The following is a 20,303-nucleotide window of genomic DNA, read 5'->3' on the forward strand; positions in this document are numbered from 1 at the left end:
TTATTAGATTTAAAAGAAAATATTGACATGTGAAATTTAATGGGGTATACTTATATTCATAGAAAAAGCGAGTCAATCGCTCAAAAATGGAGACAAATAATGGCTAATAATGCACAAGCACAACAAAATAATGCACTCCTCCTCAACCTTCTTCTCATCTGAGTCTAGTTGGTTGTTATTTGAGCAATAATCAGCTACTAGACTTTTCAAAAGAGTCAAGAGTAGCTGGTTAGGTAGGAAGCGTCCTAACGAGCAATCGTTGGGGCGTTTTATATTTCTCAGCGGTTGTTGGTAGCTCATATTGGAATATGGTTATAAAACAGGAGAAATATTATGGCACAAAATGCAATTACACCACAACGTCAAATCGATACCGAGGCAATCAAAGCAAAAGCTGTACAAGAAAAAGAATCAATTCGTGATACAGTTTATAAAGTCAGTGCAGCAGTCTCAAATGCTATTTTAGTAACATTGGGTATGGGTCTGTTGCTACAAACAATTGCTGGCTTTATTCATTGGGCACCGATGGTACAAATGGGCGCAATTACGAAAATTATGTTGCCAGCAGCTTTTGGTGCTGCAATTGCTTCACAAATGAAAACCAATACAATGGTTATGTTTAGTGCTATGGCCGCTTCAGCAGTGGGGGCTAATGCAGTTTTTTTTACAGATAATGCAGTACAGGGCGTAACAGCTACAGGATATGAAAGTGCACAAGCTGCTGGGTCTGCTGTGATGACTACAGGACAGCCAATTTCAGCCGTTATTGCTGGCTTGATTGCAGTGTTATTTGGTAAGTGGTTGAGTGGGAAAACGCCTTTGGATATGGTGATTGTGCCAGCTGCAACAACGATTGTCGGTACAGTTTCTGGATACTATTTGGCTGCTGTAACAACACCAGCTTTAGTTGCTGTTGGAAAGTTTATTGCTTCTAGTGTTGCAGTCAACCCAATTATTGGTACAGCAATTGTTGCTATGGTTTTCGGTGCGTTGACAATGACACCAGCGTCTGCAGCTGCTTTGGCTGTTGCGATTGGTGCAACTGGTATTACATCACCTGAAGCTGCAGGTGCTATCTTGATTGGAACGACTGCTGTTTTCGTTGGCTTCCCAGCAATGTCATTCCATGAAAATAAAATAGGAGCAACAATTGCACAAGGAATTGTTACACCAAAGATTCAGTTTCCAAATTTGACAGAAAATCCAGCTTTGATTATTCCACCAATGGTTGGTGCTGCAATTGCTGCACCCATTGCTACAATTATATTTAATGTAACAGCACCGTTTGCGATGGCCGGTATTGGATTTAACTCATTTATCGTGCCATTAGCATTAGCTGGTTCAAACCCAGTTGGTTTTGCTGCTTACATGATTATTGGTGTTGGTGTGCCAGTAATTGTATCATTTATTGGTTACCGGTTCATGCGCAAAATGGGATGGGCCAAGCCTCAACAACTACATTTAGAAATGATTTAATGTAAATAAAAAACTCATGTATGTTAGTAGTGACAACACGAGTTTTTTATTTTGTGTAGGTAGAACGATAGGAGAGGTTACTTTTTCCTTTTAGCCAGTTTAAATGAGTAAGTGGATTAGATTTAACACCCCAAATATCTAGTAAAGCGGCAATAGCAATATGAACGGGTGCTTGTGAGTCAAAGGTTACTTTAAGCTGGTTATAAATACCATCAGGACGATTTTCAGGTTTGACACTGAGCAATTTTTTGGTATTGTGGTATATGACGTAACGGTTTGCAATGAAATTTCCAGATATTAGCCAACCAAGATGTCTAACGTATACAAAATCACTTAGATGACCAAGAGTAAAGCTAATACTACCGACGATGTGACCACGATAGTTTAAGGTAAATCTTGGTGCAATACCATAAGATGTTTGCCGGATTCTCACTAAAACAACTCCAGACATATCTTGAACTTGAATTTCGTCAGATTTTTTTCCAGATCTACCGGAAACCAAGTAAGTTGCCTTGAGTTCTTGATCAAAAACAATGTTGACCCCATCGTTAATGCTATGTCGTTGGCGTAAGTAATATTTTGTCATTTGCAAACCTCATATTCAATTATTAGTTTATCATGAAAGAAGAAAAAATGTCATTATCACATACAACATGGGCACCAGCTGTCAAAAGTAAATTAACATCAGAATATTTAAATCGAGTAGCTGCATTTATACAGGAAACATACCACGATCAGCAGCGTGTTTTTCCACCGCAAGAAAAAATATTCAATGCTCTTGAAAAGACCCCGTTGCCAAGTACTAAAGTCATTATTATGGGTCAAGATCCCTACCATGAGATCGATCAAGCGCAAGGATTAAGCTTTTCAGTACCAGACAGTATTCCAGCACCACCTTCATTACAAAATATATTGAAGGAACTATCCACAGATATTGGTTCTCGTAAATCTCATGATTTAACCAGCTGGTCGATGCAGGGTGTATTGTTACTCAATGCAGTACTGACAGTTCCAGAGGGAAAAGCTAATGCACATCAAGGTATAATTTGGGAACCACTAACCGATGCGTTAATACAAATTGCTTCAGAGGATGAGGCACCTAAGGTCTTCATTTTGTGGGGGAAATTTGCGCAGTCAAAGCGAAAGCTTATTGATGAATCAAAACATCTAGTATTGATGAGTGCCCACCCCAGTCCTTTATCCGCATATCGTGGTTTTTTTGGAAGCCAACCGTTTTCGAAAGCTAATCAATTTTTGATTGAAAATGAAAGACAACCTATTAATTGGTTAAACTGAGTGAATAAATTCACAAAAATACTCAATTTCGCAGACTTTTACATATTTGTTTGTTACAATTAAAATGTAAAGAAATAATTCGTAGAAGCGAATTTGGAGGAATTATGGAACTTTTTGAGCAGTTAAAAAATAAAATTATCGGTAAAAATAAAACAATTGTCTTTCCTGAAGGTGAGGACGTGCGTATTCAAGGAGCCGCGGTTAGGTTAGCCACGGATAAATTGGTTAAACCAATTTTGTTGGGAAATGCTCAAAAAATTTCTGAAGTAGCACAGGCTAATAATTTTGATTTATCTTCGCTAGAAATTATTGACCCAGCCACTTATGATGAAAAAGAGCTAGCCAAGTTAAATGCTAGTTTAGTTGAACGTCGTAAAGGTAAGACAGACGCTGATACAGCCACAAAATGGTTACAAAATGTGAATTATTTTGGTACAATGCTGGTCTATACTGGTAAGGCTGATGGTATGGTTTCGGGAGCGGTTCACCCAACAGGAGATACAGTTCGACCAGCCTTGCAAATCATTAAAACGGCACCCGGTTCATCTCGCATTTCAGGTGCTTTCATCATGCAAAAAGGTGATCAACGTTACGTCTTCTCTGATGCTGCCATTAATATTGATATTGATGCTGAAACGATGGCTGAAATTGCTGTACAATCAGCAAATACAGCAAAGGTATTTGACATTGATCCTAAGGTTGCTATGCTTTCATTTTCAACTAAGGGATCAGCGAAGTCACCATTAGTTGACAAAGTTGCAAAGGCTACCAAATTAGCCAAAGACTTGGCACCAGAATTAGCAGATTCTATTGATGGTGAACTTCAGTTTGATGCTGCAATCGTTGAATCTGTTGCCGTGTCAAAGGCACCTGATTCAAAGGTTGCTGGGCAAGCCAATACCTTTATTTTCCCAAGCCTAGAAGCAGGTAATATTGGTTATAAGATTGCGCAACGTTTGGGTGGTTTTGAAGCCATAGGTCCTATTTTACAAGGATTAGCAAAACCAGTTTCTGATTTATCTCGGGGAGCTAATGAAGAAGATGTCTATAAAGTAGCAATTATTACTGCTGCACAAGCACTACAGTAAATCGCTAAAGTATAGTAAAAAAGAGCCTAACACCATTAAGGTTAGGCTCTTTTTTACTATGCGGATAACAGGAATCGAACCTGCACGGTGTTGCCACCATACCGACCTGAACGGTACGCGTCTGCCAGTTCCGCCATATCCGCAATTCAACTTTTTCATTATACCTGAAAAAATAAAGGTTGACAAATTTTCTTAGTATAGTAATATTAAATTACTCAAAGAAATAGGGATGTATCATGAATCGATCAATCTTTAATCAAACATCATCCTCCACTCGACCACTCATGTGATCGGGATTCTTTGCGTGCGATAGCGTAGAAATGACGGACAACATGGGTTTAGATACTTGTGTTGTCTTTTTGTATATTGAAAGGTATTTTAATGACAAACTACAATTTTTCGGCTGGTCCAGGCGTTCTACCAACGCCGGTTTTGACTAAAATAAAAGATGAATTCACTAAGAATGAATTTACGCACATGTCTATCATTGAGATTTCTCATCGTTCTAGTCAGTTCGAAGAGATTATAGCTAGTGCTGAAGAACGCTTACGTGATTTGATGAACATCTCTGACGATTATGGTGTTGCTTTTATTCAAGGAGGCGGTTCCACACAATTTGAGATGTTACCATTGAATTTTGCTAATCGTAAAAATAAAATTGCTGTATTAGACTCAGGTAATTTTGCCGCTAAGGCAGCAACAGCAGCAACAGCGATAGGCAAAACAGCGATTATTTTAGATAGTTCAAAAGATGATAAATATCACCATTTGCCAATGTTGTCACCTGATTTTCACGCTGATGATTACGATTATTTGCATCTAACGACCAATAATACCATTGAAGGGGCAACGTACCATCAGGATAATTTGCCAAAAACAACAGGAAGAATGACAGCTGATATGAGTTCTAATATCTTAGCAGAACCATATGATGTCAATCAATTTGATGCGATTTTTGCTGGTGCTCAAAAAAACTTGGGTCCTGCTGGTGTTACGGTTGCAATTGTAAAAAAAGATTGGTTAGCTGAACAAAATATTCAACATGTTGGTTCCATGTTGCGTTATCAAAGTTATTTGGATAAACATTCTATGTATAACACACCACCCGTATTTTCAATCTATGCATTAGACTTAGTACTTGAGTGGGTACAAGAGCAGGGTGGGGTGGATAGTATGTATGCCCAAAATATTAAAAAATCTTCTAAACTGTATGATTATATAGATAATTCTAGTTTTTACCAAGCACTTGTTGATAATTCGGCACGTTCATTGACAAATGTTGTGTTTACAACAAATAATTTAGAACGTGATCAGGTTATTGCGAAAGAAGCCGCGAAAGCAGGTTTATTCAATCTTAATGGTCATCGTTCTGTTGGTGGGTTCCGTGCTTCATTGTATAATGCACAACCTCAAGAAGCTGTTGACGCACTGATTACATTTTTGAAGAAAGCAGAAAAAGAGTACAAATGACAAATATTAAAACATATAACGCTATTAGTTCAAAAGGCATTGACTATTTGAAGGCACATCACTATGAAATTAATAGCGATGAAGCACCTAAGGCTATTTTATTACGTTCACAGAATTTACATAACGAACCAATCGATGAAGATGTGCGTGCTATTGTACGTGCTGGCGCTGGATTTAACAATATTCCAGTAGAAGAATTATCAAAGAGAGGTATAGTTGTTTTTAATACACCAGGTGGTAATGCGAATGCGGTAAAGGAATTAACTATTGCTTCATTAGTACTTGCTGCTCGTCCAGTCATTGGTGCAATTGATTTCGCTAATGATACACGCGGTGGTGATGTTTCTTTGCGAACAGAATCTAACAAAGGTGGGTATCGTGGTACAGAATTAGCAGGCAAAACATTGGGTGTTATTGGTCTTGGTAATGTTGGTTCGAAGGTAGCTAACACAGCTTTAGCGCTTGATATGGATGTTATTGGCTACGACCCAGGACTGAATGCTAATACTGCTTGGCGTGTAGATCGACATGTTTTACATGCTCGAAATGTTGAAGAAGTTTTGACACAAGCTGATTATGTGACCGTTCACATTCCTTTGGAAGAAAAAAATAAATACTTTATTGATGCTGATAAATTAGCTTTGATGAAGCCAACGGCTGCATTACTTAATCTTTCTCGTGGTGGGATTGTTGACGATAGTGCAGCAAAAGATGCTTTGGATAATGATAAGTTACGTGTCTATATTACCGATTTTGCCGATGATGTTCTATTTGATAATCCCAAGGTCATTATTACTCCTCATATTGGTGGATCAACCATTGAAGCTGAAGATACGAGTGCACTAATGGCTGTACGTCAATTGGATGAGTATCTAACAACGGGAAATATCGTTAACTCAGTTAACTATCCCGATATAAATGAACCTTTTACAACCAAATATCGTGTTGGCATTATTCATGAAAATGTACCTAACATGATTGGACAAATTTCAAAATTCTTCGGTGATCACAGTATTAACATTGAGCAATTAAGTAATCGAGCTGTAGGACCATACGCATATACAATGGTCGCAATTAATGATTTTACAAAAGACCAACAAGAATTAGTGAAAACAGCCCTAGATGAAATACCACATGTTATTTTGACACGTCGTTATGTGAACGCAAATATTTAAAGGAAAAAACAATGACCAAAGAATTACAAGAATCTGCAATCAAAACATTAGCCCGCCGTGGTGTATCTTTTAAAGACATCGCCGATGGTACACGCACGTTTTTAACAAATAAATACCATGATGCCATTAACGAAGATATTCTGACAAAATCAATTGAGCATGTATTGTATAAGGATGAAGTGGCTGATATTATTTTAACGGCTGTTTACTTAGATGAGCAAGCAGAAGTGATGCCAGAGGATCAACCACTTAAAGCACGCTTGCGACGTGATGCAAACGGCCATAATGTAGATGAAATCTTAGCTATTGCTATCACACAACAATTTTCAGCAGCAGCTACAGTGCATTATGGCTTGTTAGACGATTTAAAACCAGGATTAATTGGCAAAATTAACGATAAGACAGATAGCATCAATGTATATTTAGATGATATTTTAGCAGCTTTAATTGCTAGTGCCGCAATGTCGTATTTGGAACTGCTAGGTGGCAACCAATATTAATATACATCACCTTGTTTTACTGGAAAATGTGGTCAGTTTTTGTTAAAATAGAAGCGTTATTCATTAATTTCAAGGAGATGACACAATGTCAGGACACAGTAAATGGCATAACATTCAAGGTCGTAAAAACGCCCAAGATGCTAAGCGTGGTAAAATTTTTCAAAAGATAGCGCACGACTTATATGTTGCTGCAAAAGCTGGTGGTGCTGATCCAGATATGAATGCATCATTGCGGTTAGTTGTTGAAAAGGCTAAAGCAGCAAACATGCCTAAAGATAATATTCAGCGTGCATTAGACAAGGCATCTGGTGCCGGGGGTCAAAAGTTTGAAGAAGTAACTTATGAGGGTTATGGTACGGCTGGTGTAGCTGTTTTAGTAGAGACATCAACAGATAATATTAACCGAACTGTATCGTCAATTCGTAATTCATTCAAACATTTTGGAGGTGCGTTAGGTACTTCAGGTTCTGTTGCCTTTCAATTCGATCGAAAGGGATATTTAGCTATCGACCGTACAGCATATCCAGAGTTAGATGAAGACACAATATTGGAAGCTGCTTTAGAAGCTGGTGCAGAAGATGTACAAACTTCTGACGAAGCTTTTGAAATTTATACAGAACCAGCCGATTTTCAAACTGTAGAATCTGCTTTGACAGATGCTGGTTATGCGTTTGAAGAATCTGAAGTTACAATGATTGCTCAAAATTCAATGGATATTTCTGATGAAGATCGTGAAAAGCTTGATAGATTGGTCGATGAGTTAGAAGAAAATGAAGATGTTTTAGCGGTTTATACAACAGCAGACTAGTTTTAAAAGGACAAAAATAGTCCTTTTTTATTTTGCTAAAAGACTAATAAACTAAATCAAATACCATGAATGTTAGAAAATATTAGTAATATTCTCAAAATGTATTTTGAAAATATGGTAAAATGGATAAGTAAAAAACGTTTAATGTATTTAATGTTCGTTTTCTACTAAAAAATCAACATCAATAGAGGGACACTCACAGATAGGTGCAAACAGATTAGTTATTATTTTTTATACGTAACTAGTTTTCTCCGACAAGCCTATCCCGTCTGAAAGCAGCTATTGATGTTACAGGAGAAAAAATATATGTCTGGTGTAATTGTTGTTGGTTCGCAATGGGGTGATGAAGGAAAAGGTAAAATTGTTGACTTTTTCGCGGAACATGCGGATGCAGTAGTGCGTTATCAAGGTGGTAATAACGCAGGGCACACAATTTGGCATGGTGATACAAAGTTTGAATTATCAGCATTGCCATCAGGAATTGTGACAAAGGGACAACTTGCAGTTTTGGGTAATGGTGTTGTGATTAACCCAGAAGCATTGTTAGCTGAGATTAAAGAAGTTGAATCTCAAGGTATTACAGTTGAAAATTTGATTATATCCAATCGTGCGCATGTTATTATGCCTTATCATATTGCGTTAGATAAAGCATCTGAATCAGCGTCAAATAACCGTATTGGTACAACCAAAAAAGGAATTGGACCAGCTTATACAGATAAAATATCACGTGTTGGTATCCGTATTGCTGACTTAATTGATCCCGAAATTTTCGGTAAATTATTGAAAGAATACTTGCCATTTAAAAACGCTCAATTAACAAAATTATATGGCGAGGAAGCACTCGATTACGATGAAATTTATAACAAATATGTCGAATACGGTCGTAAATTAGCGCCATATGTAACAGATACATCATATTTGCTTGGCCAACAAATGAAAGAAAATAAACGCGTTGTTTTCGAGGGCGCGCAAGGTGTAATGTTGGATGTGGACCATGGTACTTATCCATACGTTACAAGTTCAAATCCTACAGCCGGTGGTGTTATGAACGGTGCTGGTGTTGGACCAAAGCAAATTCAAGATGTTGTAGGAGTTATTAAAGCTTATACATCACGTGTTGGTGAGGGACCTTTCCCAACTGAATTGTTTGATGCAACTGCAGATCATATTAGAGAAATTGGACATGAGTATGGTGTAGTGACAAAGCGTCCTCGTCGTATTGGGTGGCTAGATGTAGTTGCACTGCGTCATGCAGTACAAGTATCTGGTCTTACAAAGCTGGCCATTAATTCATTAGATGTTTTATCTGGTCTAAAAGAAATTAAAATTGCAACATCATATAATTATAAAGGTGAAGAAATTCATCATTTCCCAGCATCAGATACTTGGTTCAAAGGATTGGATGTCAATTTTGAAACTTTGCCAGGTTGGGAAGAAGATATTACTGGTGTAACTAAGTTTGAAGATTTGCCAGTAAATGCACAAAATTATTTGAAACGTATCTCTGAATTATTGGAGGTTGAGTTGTTAAGCTTTGCTGTTGGTCCAAAGCCAGAGCAAACGCATTTATTACGTCCAGTTTGGGCATAAATTATATAATAGAAATAAGCAATTAAAACAAATTATTTTGTTTTAATTGCTTATTTTTTTATTAATATACATAAAAAACAACATATACAGTTTTATAATGTATAAAAAAGGATTATTATTGCATATTTAATCAATTGGCGGTAATATAAAGTCATTGAAAAGCTAAAGAAAATAACGAGGGCACAATTATGACAGACACATTAGTATTAGCGTATTCAGGTGGTTTAGATACTTCAGTGGCCATTCCTTGGTTAAAAGATAAAGGCTACGATATTATTGCTGTTGTACTAGATGTTGGACAACATGGTAAAGATTTAAATGAAATTCAAGCAAAAGCATTGAAAGTCGGTGCTAAACAGTCCATCGTGATTGATGCAAAGGCGGAATTTGCAGATAAATATGTTGCGCCAGTGATTAAAGCAAACATGATGTATGAAGGCGAATACCCAATGGTATCTGCATTATCACGTCCACTGATTATTAAAAAGTTAGTTGATATTGCACATGAAAATGATGCAGTGGCCATTGCTCACGGTTCAACAGGACATGGAAATGATCAAGTACGATTCGAAGCTGCTATTCATTCGCTTGATCCAGATATGAAAATTGAAGCACCGATTCGTGATTTTCAGTGGTCACGTGAAGAAGAAATTGAATATGCACAAGCTCATGATGTTCCTGTACCTATTAACTTGGATTCGCCATATTCTATTGATGAAAATTTATGGGGTCGTGCTAATGAAGCCGGTATCCTAGAAAACCCATGGAATCAAGCACCTGAAGATGCATTTGCTCTAACAGCGGCAATTGAAGATGCGCCAGATACACCAGAATTTATTGATATCACTTTTGAAGAAGGTGTGCCAGTCGCACTTAATAATGAACAGTTATCATTAGAAAAACTGATTATCAAAGTGAACAAAATTGCCGGTATTCATGGAATAGGGCGTATTGACCATATTGAAAATCGTTTAGTCGGCATCAAGTCTCGTGAAATTTATGAAGCGCCAGCTGCAGCCGTATTAATGACAGCACATAAAGATTTGGAAGATTTAACACTAGAACGTGATGTGGCTCATTTCAAACCCATTGTTGAGCAACAATTAGCCAATTTAGTTTATGAAGCAAAGTGGGTATCACCATTATTTGACAGCTTAATGGCATTTATTGATGACACACAAAAGAATGTTAACGGTGTAGTGAAAATGAAGTTATTTAAGGGCAATGCTACAGCTGTTGCACGTCAATCTGAGCACAACTCATTGTATGATGAGGATTTAGCAACATATACGTCATCATCATCATTTGATCAAGCTTCAGCTGTTGGTTTCATTAAGTTGTGGACGTTAAGTAATACTGTGTATGAACAAGTTAATCATGTTCATTCACAACCAAAAAAGAATACCGTAAAGTAAGATCATGCGAGTTTAGCTCGCGTACATAAGTGTAAGGGAGCAATGAAACATATGAGTGATAAATTATGGGGTGGACGTTTTACTGCTAAAGCTGCAGAATGGGTGGATGAGTTCGGTGCATCAATTCACTTTGATCAAAAGATGGCATCTGAAGATCTCGAAGGCTCAATTGCCCATGCTAAAATGCTAGGGAAGCAAGGGATTATTAGTAATGAAGAGTCAAAAGAAATTGTTAATGGATTGACTGCGTTATACGAAGAATTAGAAGCAGGGAAAATTGTATTTGATGTTAAGAATGAAGATATTCACATGAATATGGAGTCATTATTGACTGAAAAAATTGGACCTGTAGCTGGTAAATTACATACAGCACGATCACGTAATGATCAAGTTGCTACAGATTTTCATTTATGGGTTAAGCATCGCTTGCCGCATGTTTTAGAGGTGCTAACAGAGTTGCAAGCTGAACTTTTGGTCCTTGCTGATGAACATGCTGATACGGTAATGTCGGGATACACACACTTACAACATGCGCAACCAATTACTTATGGTCATTATCTTTTGGCATACTTTGAGATGTTTCAACGTGATTATGAACGTTTTGAATTTAACCAAAAGCATGCTAGTATTTCACCGTTGGGTGCTGCTGCATTAGCTGGTACAACGTTTCCAATTGACCGTGAATTTGTCGCAGATGAGTTAGGATTTGATGCTATCTACCATAATTCATTAGATGCAGTTTCAGATCGTGATTTTGCATTAGAATTTTTATCAAATGCTTCAATACTTATGATGCATTTATCAAGAATGGCAGAAGAGCTAATTTTGTGGTCAACGTATGAGTTTAATTATATTGAATTATCTGACGATTTTTCAACGGGGTCATCCATTATGCCCCAAAAAAAGAATGCTGATTTTGCAGAATTGGTTCGTGGTAAAACTGGCAGAACTTACGGTTCATTGATGTCCTTATTGACAACAATGAAATCATTGCCACTGGCATATAACAAAGATATGCAAGAAGATAAGGAACAAGTTTTTGATATTATGGACACTGTTTTGGCATCTGTTAAAGTATTCACAGGAATGTTAAATGGTTTGACTGTCCATAAAGAACGAATGTTAGCAACCACACAAGATGACTTTTCAAATGCGACTGAATTGGCTGATTATTTAGCAACAAAAGGTGTGCCATTTCGTGAAGCACATGCGATTGTTGGACAACTTGTTTTAATTGGTATTCAATCAAAAACACCATTACAAAAAATGAATTTATCTGATTTACAAGCAGCGGCACCACAAATTGAGGAAGATATTTATGATAAGTTAGCTTCTGAAACCGCCGTTAACCGTCGTACGTCCATTGGCGGTACCGCTGTTGAAAACGTTAAAAAAGAAATTCTACGTAATCAAAAAATATTGGAGGCAAGGGGATGAAATCACATTTTCAAGGTAAATCTTTTTTGAAAGAGATAGATTTTAATAAGAAAGAATTAGAAACATTAATTGATTTGGCAGCTCATTTTAAATATTTGAAGAAAAATAATATTCCCCATAAATATTTAGAAGGTAAGAATATTGCGTTATTGTTTGAAAAAACATCTACTCGAACACGTTCAGCATTTACAGTTGCTGCCAATGATTTAGGGGCTCATCCAGAATTTTTAGGGAAAAATGATATTCAGTTCGGTAAAAAAGAATCTCTAGAAGATACAGCCAAGGTATTTGGTAGTATGTACGATGCGATTGAGTATCGCGGCTTCTCACAAGAGGTGGTAGAAGGTTTGGCTGAATATAGTGGTGTGCCAGTTTGGAATGGCTTGACTGATGATTGGCATCCAACACAAATGTTAGCTGACTTTTTGACTATAAAAGAACAATTAGGTCACATAACCGGAGCTACACTAGCCTATATGGGTGATGGACGTAATAATGTCGCGAATTCTTTATTGGTTACAGGAGCAATACTTGGGGTTAATGTGCACATTGTTTCACCCAAAAGTTTACAGCCCAGTGCAAAAATTATAACGTTGGCTAATCAAAAAGCAGCTGAATCAGGTGCTAAATTGTTAATTACTGATAATATAGATGCAGGTGTCAATGGTGTTGATATTTTGTATACTGACGTTTGGGCTTCGATGGGTGAAGAAAATACTTTTGCTGAAAGAATCAAGTTATTGACACCATATCAAATTAATAAATCACTGGTTGAAAAAACACATAATGAGCAGGTTATTGTGTTGCATGATTTACCAGCTTTTCATGATTTAAATACTAAAATGGCACAGGATATCTATGATAAGTTCGGTATTAAGGAAATGGAAATTACTGATGAAGTGTTCCACGCACCTTACGCGCATCAATTTGAACAAGCTGAAAATAGGCTACATACGATTAAGGCTGTTATGGCAGCTACTTTGGGTAACATGTTTATACTAAATTAAAATAAATGAAAAAGGATTCTAGTGCAATTAGAATCCTTTTTGTTCGAGTTTAGTGTTATTATTTTCATTAAAAAATATTATAGTTACTTTAGAGCTGTCCAACGCCAATTCTCAATTTCGGGTAGATCAGTTCCTTGAGATTTTGTAAAAGCATTGTGTTCTGCTAATTTATCTGTCATTTCCTGCATAACAAAAGCATAGTTTGTTTGGATTTCTTCAGACAACATGTTGATAGCCGACTTGACTAAATTAAAACGATCAATTTTATTCAATACACGCATGTCAAATGGTGTTGTAATATCACCGACCTCACGATATCCGTGAACATTAAGATGATGATTATTTCGCTTAAAGAAAATTGATTCAATCATGGGTTCATAACCGTGGAATACGAATAATACTGGGACATCGGTTGTAAAGTAGGAATCAAACTCTGTATTACTTAGACCATAATTAACATCTGCTCTTAATTTGAATAAGTCTAACACATTAATGTAACGTATTTTGAGAAATGGTATATATTTATGCAATATATGAATAGCTGCTAGACTTTCAGTTGTTGGTTCTGATCCAGCAGAAGCAATAACGATATCTGGTTTACTGCCATTATCGGTACTTGCCCAATCAATAATACGCAATCCTTGATGAACTAGTTGTTTGGCTTCAGTAGGAGAGAACCACTGTAAGCGGGGATGTTTACTAGCCACAATATAGTTAATACGTTGTGTTGATTTGGCTGCCTTTTCAAATGTTGCAACTAAACTATTAGCATCTGCTGGGAAAAATTCACGAATGAAATCAGGTTGTTTCTCATATAACATTGTTGTAACACCTGGATCTTGGTGAGAGTAACCATTGTGATCCTGTTGGAAAACAGTAGAATCAGCAATAATATTTAACGCAGGTACGTTTTTACGCCATGAAACATCATGTGAATGGTTTAACCATTTAAAATGTTGGACAATCATATCGTCCACTTCACGGATAAATACTTCATAACTAGCAAAAAATCCGTGTCTACCAGTTAAGGTATAAGCTTCTAGCATACCTTCATCATAATGTTCAGATAGCATTGAATCAATAATGCGACCCTCAGGTGCCATAAATAAATCATTTGGTTCTTTTATTGGTAGTAGCCATTGTCGATTAGTTGTCTCAAAAATATCTTGGAAACGATTAGAGGCAGTTTCGTCTGGTCCAAAACCACGAAAATTAGTCGGATTATGATTGATGATATCACGTAAGTAGTGACCTAACACAACAGCATCTTGTGCTAAATCTTTTCCGGGTTGCTCATGATTAATTAAATAGTTATTAATGTTGGGTAATGATAAAGGTTCAATAATACCTGCATTTGTAACATGGTTAGTAGCCATACGTAATGATTTTTTTGGTAATACTGATTGAATATTTTTGGCAAGGCGTCCTTTTTTATCAAACAATTCTTCTGGTTGATAAGATTCTAACCACTCGACAAGTTGTGGAATATATTCCGGATGATTTTGATCGGCTGGAATTGGAATTTGATGTGCACGAAACGAGTTTTCAATGGGTTCACCGTCCCAAGTTTTTGGACCAGTCCAACCTTTTGGTGAACGCAATATAATCATTGGCCATAATGGACGGGTAACATCATCTTTTGATTGTTGTGAGGCATTTTCATGAATGGCTTTTATTTCTTCAAAAACTGTATCCATAGTTTGAGCCATTTCTTCGTGGACTTGCATGATTGGCTTTTCAAATGAACTGACAAAATATGGATGCCAACCAAGGCTATGAAAGTATTCGGTGAGTGTTTCATCTGATTCACGCGATAAGACAGTTGGATTAGCAATCTTGAAACCATTTAAATTAAGAATTGGTAAGACAGTGCCATCATTTTTAGGATTTAAGAACTTATTAACATGCCAAGAGGTAGCTAATGGGGCAGTTTCAGCTTCTCCATCTCCTACAACAACTGCAGCAATTAAATCCGGGTTATCTAAAACAGCGCCAGCTCCGTGTAAAATAGAGTAACCCAGTGCTCCACCTTCGTGTATAGAACCAGGAACTTTAGGATCGGCGTGAGAAGCTACGCCACCAGGGAATGAAAAGCGTTTAAACATTTTTTGCATTCCGGATTCATCCTGTGTAATTTCTGGGAATGCTTCAGTATAGCTTCCATCAAGATAAGCATTGGAAATCATTACTTGTCCGCCATGACCTGGGCCTTCAATATAAAACATATTTAGGTCAAATTTATTAATAGCACGGTTTAAATGCGCATAAATAAAATTCTGACTGGGAATTGTTCCCCAATGACCGATGGGATGAATTTTAACCTGAGAAGGTGTTAGTTTCTCTTTGAGTAAAGGATTTTCTAATAAATATAATTGACCGACCGACAAATAATTAGTAGCTCGCCAGTAAGCATCTAAATTTTTTAGATACGTTGTTGAATCAGTGTTCATTGATATAAATTCCTCCAATTAGTGTATAACAAGATACGTGAGTGCGCACTACAGGAATAATGTAAAAAGCATTTTCAAGATACAAAATAACTTTGCAAAGTATACTAAACGACCAAAACTAATCATACAAAATAAAAAGCTGGTTGTATTATCAAGCTATCTTTTTACATGTTTATCGTAAATGTTAACAATAAAAAAGTCAACACCAATATTTATATTGGGCCGTACCAATTTATTTATTGGGATCTTAATATATAATTAAAATACTGATATGATAGCATTTTGATAGAAAAAAGGAATTTTTGTTTGAAAAAAATTTGCACACTATTCTTTAAGTATGCTAGAATCAATTTTGTTAGTCATAACATACTAGGGGTGCTTTTATAGCAATATCAAAAGCTGAGAGACAAGATGTTATCTTTGAACCCTTTGAACCTGATCTGTAGCAAACAGCGTAGGAAAGTATGAGATATATGGTTTTTTTGGGGACCACATTAATCGTCATACTATATCTAAACAGTGTTTGCAATATACATCAATGTTGTTGTAAACACTGTTTTTCTTTTTAACAAATTGAGGAGGCATTTTTTGTGTGAACGAATTTTTTTGGCGGCACCTTTTAAACAACTATTAACTGTAGACAATGTATTGCAATCAAGTAGTTTACGAGAAATTAAAAAAATAATTCAATTTTTAGAAAATAAGAATTACATAGTTGATAATGCACATAAAAGGGAAAAATGGGGATTAAAAATGATGACCCCTAACCAATGTACTGCTGCTGACTATAGTGCTATTGAAGATTGTAATATTTTCATTGCTTTTCCAGGTAATCCTGCATCACCGGGAACACATATTGAAATAGGATGGGCTTCGGCTTTTAATAAAAGAATTATTTTATGTTTGAGAAAAAATGTAGACTATGCTTATTTGATAAGGGGTTTACAGACTATTGCTAATGTTGAATACATATATTATGAAAATATGATAGAATGCCTATCAAAAATAGATTATATTGACAGAGAGCGTATTATCTGATGAAAGTTTATAATAATTTTAATGAAGCCTATGTATCGATTTTAGAAGAAGTTTATTATCATGCAGAATTTTTTAATCAACCACGTGGATTCAGTAGTCGAGAAAAATTAGGTATGAACTTCAAATTAAATAATCCAACTCAAAGAATCGTATTGAATTCGTTGAGAAAGACAAATATTGTTTTTAATATTGCTGAAGCACTTTGGTATTTAACTGGGAAAAATGATTTGGATTTTATCAGTTATTATAATAAGCGGATGCCTGATTATTCAATGGACAATAAAACATTAACAGGAACAGCATACGGCACAAAAATATTTAACTTTAACAATCAAAAAACTAATCAATGGCAAAATGTTAAAGAGGTTTTGAGACAAGATCCAGATTCAAAACGAGCTGTAATACAAATATTTAATGCAGATGAATTGATGATTAAGAATAATTTGGATGTCTCATGTACATTAGCATTACAATTTATGATTCGAGAAAAACAATTACATATGGTTGCCTATATGCGTGCTAATGATGCCTTTCGTGGCATTGTAAGTGATACGTTCTCATTTACCTTTATGCAAGAATTTATGGCACGTGAATTGGGCATTGAAGTTGGTAACTACTATCATCAAGTCGGTACAATGCATATTTATGAACCAGATAATCAATGGGCTCAGCATGTTATGCGGCAGCAAGATCAAACCAATTTTGAACAGCCTATAATGCCCAATGGTAATAATTGGCCAATGCTAACGGAATTGATGAAATATGAAAAAATGCTAAGATTAAACGAGTTGACGGTAGATTGGCAGTTTATCAAAAATACTGGATTATCAGATTATTGGCGACAAATATTAGCGCTATTTAGTATTTATCAAATGATCCACTATCATAAAAATATTGATATACAGTTGTTCAAACATCTATGGCCCATATATCAGTATTTGCTTGTTAATAAGTGGCCAACTCAACTAAGTTAGGAAATTTTATGATAGAAAATATTTTTAAAGATGAAATAATCGCTGATAAATTTAATAGGTATAATGATGTCCTAGAACAAGTTTTAGGTTATAATCTGGTCATTTCTATGTTGAGGTCTTATCAATCTAAAACAATTTTAGATTATGGCTGTGGACCTGGAAAAGTGTCTTTACAATTAGCTGAAAAATTATCAGCTAGCGTGTTTGCAATTGATGAATCAGCTAAAATGATTGATATCGCTAGAAAAGAACGGCCTCATGAGTGTGTTAACTATACTAAGGTTGAAAATGATAACTTAGATTTTATACAAGATAATAGTCTTGATAGTGCCATAGCCTGTTATGTTTTTATAAATAATTCTTCTGAAAAACGTATATGTAATATCATGAACCAGATATATTGTAAGCTGAAACCAAATGGACGTTTTATTATTTTAGATACCAACCCCAATAACACAGGAGTATCATTTTCTACATTTCAAAACGGTATATCTGGGAAAAAATATCATTATGGCGAGCATCGTGTTGAAAAACTAAATATTGGTAGTAACGAGCATCTTATTTTAAACGATTTTCATTGGCCCACTAAAATGTACGAACGAAATTTAACTCAATCAGGATTTAAGCAAGTTGAAGTATTATATCCTAAACTAAATGACTTTACGTCCGAAGAAATAAAACAAATAGAAAAACAATATAAGTATTATGATTGGTCAAATGAAAAAATAAAAGCTCCGTTTATTCTTTATCAGGCAAAAAAATAAAAGTACGCACCTACGATCAAGGTGCGTACTTTTATTTTTTAACTTTCAGTTGTGATACTAAAGTAGCGTCTGGCGTAACATATAATGTTTGCTGGCCTTCAAAAATAACAAATCCTGGTTTTGAACCATTCGGTTTGCGCAACTTTCCAGCAGGTAGATAATCAACAGGCACATTAGCCGAGTCACGGGCTTTGCTATAATATGCAGCTAACTTAGCTGCTTCAAGTAAAGTATCATCGCTTGGTGTTGCACTATGAATGATAACATGGGAACCGGGAATTTTTTGTACATGTAACCAAATATCACGACGATCAGCTTGCTTGAGAGAAAGCCGTTCATTTTGTAAGTTATTTTTACCAACTTCAATCAATGTACCGTCTGAACTTTCAAACTTATCTGGTTTTGATACTTTTGGCTTTTGTTTATTTTTCTTGTTAGCGCGAAGATAACCTTCAGCCGTTAATTCTATGCGAATGTCTTCGACATCTTTTGGTGAAGCAACATCTAACTGGGCCATGATATTGTTGAAATAGTCAATCTCATTGTCAGTTAAACTTAGTTGCTTATTGACATAATCTACAGCTGTTCGCAGCTTACGATATTTATTAAAATATTTTTCAGCATTTTTGAGTCCATCTAATTTAGGATCTAGTGCAATGTCTAATAAATTATTATTATCATAATAATTTTCAATCTTAACAGTTGTCATTCCTTTATGAACTAAGTGAGGATAAGTGATTAGTAAATCACCTTTTATTTTCAGATCATTGGCATTCTCTGCCTCATCCAATGTTTTCAGTAGTTTTTTTCGCTTTGTAATATTCTTTTTTAGCTCATTTTTAACAACACGAACAAGGGTACCAGCTTGCTGATTAACTCGTTCACGTTCAGCTTTTCCAATATAATAAGCATCAAGCATCTCGCCTAAGGTGGGGAAGGATTCTTGTGTAACGCTATCTTGTAGCCAGTTAAATGCAGAATAAGTTAAAGCACCTTTATCTGAAGTAAATAGTGTAGGAGCGAGGTTATCAAAACGAGTTAACCATTCTCGGGCATGTGCTAAATGATCACCATCTTGATTAATAGTGCGAGCCAAAGATTCAGCAGACTCCCGACCAAATCCTTGATAAGTTGTCTGAATATGTTTGGCCCAGTCCTTATAGGACATATCCAAAATCATTTGTGCCAGAGAGTCTATTCCTGCAGTAAATGGATTTTTCAAATTTTGTGCAGGTGGTAACACATATGTTGCACCTGGTACTAGTGAACGTACTCGGTTTTGGTCTGCAGGGACATGTTTAATCAGTTCGAGAATTCGTGAATCTTTTTCTCGAACTAAAAATAAGTTCGAATGGCGGCCCATCATTTCCAATGTTAAACGAATAGGTTGGATATCACCTAATTCATCACGTGCATTGACATAAAAATTAATAATACGATCGTTTTCAATTTGCTCAATTTTTTGTAACTTTGCTCCCTCTAAGTAGCGGCGTAAGAACATAACAAAATTAGGTGCAGTTTGAGGATTTTCGTATGGAATATGTGTAATTTGTGCACGAGAATAACTAGGATGTGCACTTAATAGTAACGGATAATTTTGGCCATTATTACGTACGACCAAAACAATTTCATTTGAATAGGGTTGATGGACTTTTGTAATACGTCCACCAACAATTAAACTATTCAATTCATGAACGATTGCATGTGTAAATAATCCATCTAGCGGCATTTTAGGTACTTCCTTTTAATTTATTTCGGTGGATTTTTATATTGAAGTTTTTTATATCAATTTTTTAAGCATCCAACTGGTTGATT

The 20,303-nt window shown here is 35.9% G+C and carries 17 protein-coding genes, 1 tRNA gene and 1 riboswitch; of the genes, 14 read left to right on the plus strand and 4 right to left on the minus strand.

Going from position 1 to position 20,303, the window contains the following annotated elements; translation table 11 throughout:
• Window positions 1-333: 333 nt before the first annotated feature.
• Complete coding sequence (locus ESZ47_RS00340) at window positions 334-1,476, plus strand: PTS sugar transporter subunit IIC (protein WP_148603727.1); 1,143 nt, start codon at window positions 334-336, stop codon at window positions 1,474-1,476.
• A gap of 46 nt (window positions 1,477-1,522) precedes the next feature.
• Here the strand turns inward: ESZ47_RS00340 and ESZ47_RS00345 are convergent, their stop codons facing one another.
• A complete protein-coding gene (locus tag ESZ47_RS00345; RefSeq protein WP_148603728.1) occupies window positions 1,523-2,062 on the minus strand; it encodes an LURP-one-related/scramblase family protein in 540 nt (179 codons plus the stop codon).
• Between the two features lie 47 nt (window positions 2,063-2,109).
• On the opposite strand from ESZ47_RS00345, the gene ESZ47_RS00350 reads away from it, so the two are divergent.
• Together ESZ47_RS00350 and pta are read left to right on the plus strand one after the other, a co-directional pair.
• Entirely contained in the window at window positions 2,110-2,772 is a 663-nt protein-coding gene (locus ESZ47_RS00350) for a uracil-DNA glycosylase (protein WP_148605686.1), read from the plus strand.
• Window positions 2,773-2,876: 104 nt separating this feature from the next.
• Window positions 2,877-3,860: a phosphate acetyltransferase gene (pta, locus tag ESZ47_RS00355; protein ID WP_148603730.1), complete on the plus strand. Its 984-nt coding sequence runs from the start codon at window positions 2,877-2,879 to the stop codon at window positions 3,858-3,860.
• A gap of 59 nt (window positions 3,861-3,919) precedes the next feature.
• Here the strand turns inward: pta and ESZ47_RS00360 are convergent.
• A tRNA-Leu gene (locus tag ESZ47_RS00360) sits at window positions 3,920-4,003 on the minus strand.
• A gap of 238 nt (window positions 4,004-4,241) precedes the next feature.
• Between ESZ47_RS00360 and serC the strand changes: the two genes are divergently transcribed.
• The 8 genes from serC (at window position 4,242) to argF (ending at window position 13,262) form a co-directional block, all read left to right on the plus strand.
• Window positions 4,242-5,330 carry a 3-phosphoserine/phosphohydroxythreonine transaminase gene (gene serC / locus ESZ47_RS00365; RefSeq protein ID WP_148603732.1) on the plus strand — a complete coding sequence of 363 codons (1,089 nt, stop codon included), beginning with the start codon at window positions 4,242-4,244 and terminating at the stop codon, window positions 5,328-5,330.
• Window positions 5,327-6,505 carry a 3-phosphoglycerate dehydrogenase family protein gene (locus ESZ47_RS00370; RefSeq protein ID WP_148603734.1) on the plus strand — a complete coding sequence of 393 codons (1,179 nt, stop codon included), beginning with the start codon at window positions 5,327-5,329 and terminating at the stop codon, window positions 6,503-6,505. Before serC ends, ESZ47_RS00370 begins: the two co-directional genes overlap by 4 nt.
• A gap of 11 nt (window positions 6,506-6,516) precedes the next feature.
• Window positions 6,517-7,005 (plus strand): phosphatidylglycerophosphatase A family protein, encoded by a 489-nt coding sequence (locus ESZ47_RS00375; protein ID WP_148603736.1) that lies wholly within the window; start codon window positions 6,517-6,519, stop codon window positions 7,003-7,005.
• An 85-nt stretch (window positions 7,006-7,090) separates the two neighbouring features.
• Window positions 7,091-7,813 (plus strand): YebC/PmpR family DNA-binding transcriptional regulator, encoded by a 723-nt coding sequence (locus tag ESZ47_RS00380; RefSeq protein ID WP_148603738.1) that lies wholly within the window; start codon window positions 7,091-7,093, stop codon window positions 7,811-7,813.
• Window positions 7,814-8,119: 306 nt separating this feature from the next.
• Window positions 8,120-9,403, plus strand: coding sequence for an adenylosuccinate synthase (locus ESZ47_RS00385; RefSeq protein WP_148603739.1), 1,284 nt, complete (start codon window positions 8,120-8,122; stop codon window positions 9,401-9,403).
• Between the two features lie 188 nt (window positions 9,404-9,591).
• Complete coding sequence (locus tag ESZ47_RS00390) at window positions 9,592-10,818, plus strand: argininosuccinate synthase (RefSeq protein ID WP_148603741.1); 1,227 nt, start codon at window positions 9,592-9,594, stop codon at window positions 10,816-10,818.
• Window positions 10,819-10,869: 51 nt separating this feature from the next.
• Window positions 10,870-12,255: an argininosuccinate lyase gene (argH, locus tag ESZ47_RS00395; protein ID WP_148603743.1), complete on the plus strand. Its 1,386-nt coding sequence runs from the start codon at window positions 10,870-10,872 to the stop codon at window positions 12,253-12,255.
• Window positions 12,252-13,262 (plus strand): ornithine carbamoyltransferase, encoded by a 1,011-nt coding sequence (argF, locus tag ESZ47_RS00400; protein WP_148603744.1) that lies wholly within the window; start codon window positions 12,252-12,254, stop codon window positions 13,260-13,262. The genes argH and argF overlap by 4 nt, the downstream gene beginning before the upstream one ends.
• An 83-nt stretch (window positions 13,263-13,345) precedes the next feature.
• Here the strand turns inward: argF and ESZ47_RS00405 are convergent, their stop codons facing one another.
• Window positions 13,346-15,712, minus strand: coding sequence for a phosphoketolase family protein (locus tag ESZ47_RS00405; protein WP_148603746.1), 2,367 nt, complete (start codon window positions 15,710-15,712; stop codon window positions 13,346-13,348).
• 361 nt (window positions 15,713-16,073) lie between these two features.
• Window positions 16,074-16,190, plus strand: a riboswitch (TPP riboswitch).
• A gap of 110 nt (window positions 16,191-16,300) precedes the next feature.
• Between ESZ47_RS00405 and ESZ47_RS00410 the strand changes: the two genes are divergently transcribed.
• The 3 genes from ESZ47_RS00410 to ESZ47_RS00420 are packed head-to-tail and all read left to right on the plus strand — an operon-like array spanning window position 16,301 to window position 18,488.
• Window positions 16,301-16,750: a nucleoside 2-deoxyribosyltransferase gene (locus ESZ47_RS00410; protein WP_148603748.1), complete on the plus strand. Its 450-nt coding sequence runs from the start codon at window positions 16,301-16,303 to the stop codon at window positions 16,748-16,750.
• Window positions 16,750-17,724: a thymidylate synthase gene (locus ESZ47_RS00415; protein WP_148603750.1), complete on the plus strand. Its 975-nt coding sequence runs from the start codon at window positions 16,750-16,752 to the stop codon at window positions 17,722-17,724. Before ESZ47_RS00410 ends, ESZ47_RS00415 begins: the two co-directional genes overlap by 1 nt.
• An 8-nt stretch (window positions 17,725-17,732) precedes the next feature.
• Complete coding sequence (locus tag ESZ47_RS00420) at window positions 17,733-18,488, plus strand: class I SAM-dependent methyltransferase (RefSeq protein ID WP_148603753.1); 756 nt, start codon at window positions 17,733-17,735, stop codon at window positions 18,486-18,488.
• A 31-nt stretch (window positions 18,489-18,519) separates the two neighbouring features.
• Here ESZ47_RS00420 and ESZ47_RS00425 read toward each other — a convergent pair whose 3' ends face one another.
• Window positions 18,520-20,217, minus strand: coding sequence for an NFACT RNA binding domain-containing protein (locus ESZ47_RS00425; protein WP_148603755.1), 1,698 nt, complete (start codon window positions 20,215-20,217; stop codon window positions 18,520-18,522).
• Window positions 20,218-20,303: the final 86 nt, after the last annotated feature.

Origin of the sequence: Leuconostoc litchii (assembly GCF_008107645.1) — a bacterium.
Taxonomy (GTDB): Bacteria; Bacillota; Bacilli; order Lactobacillales; family Lactobacillaceae; genus Leuconostoc; species Leuconostoc litchii.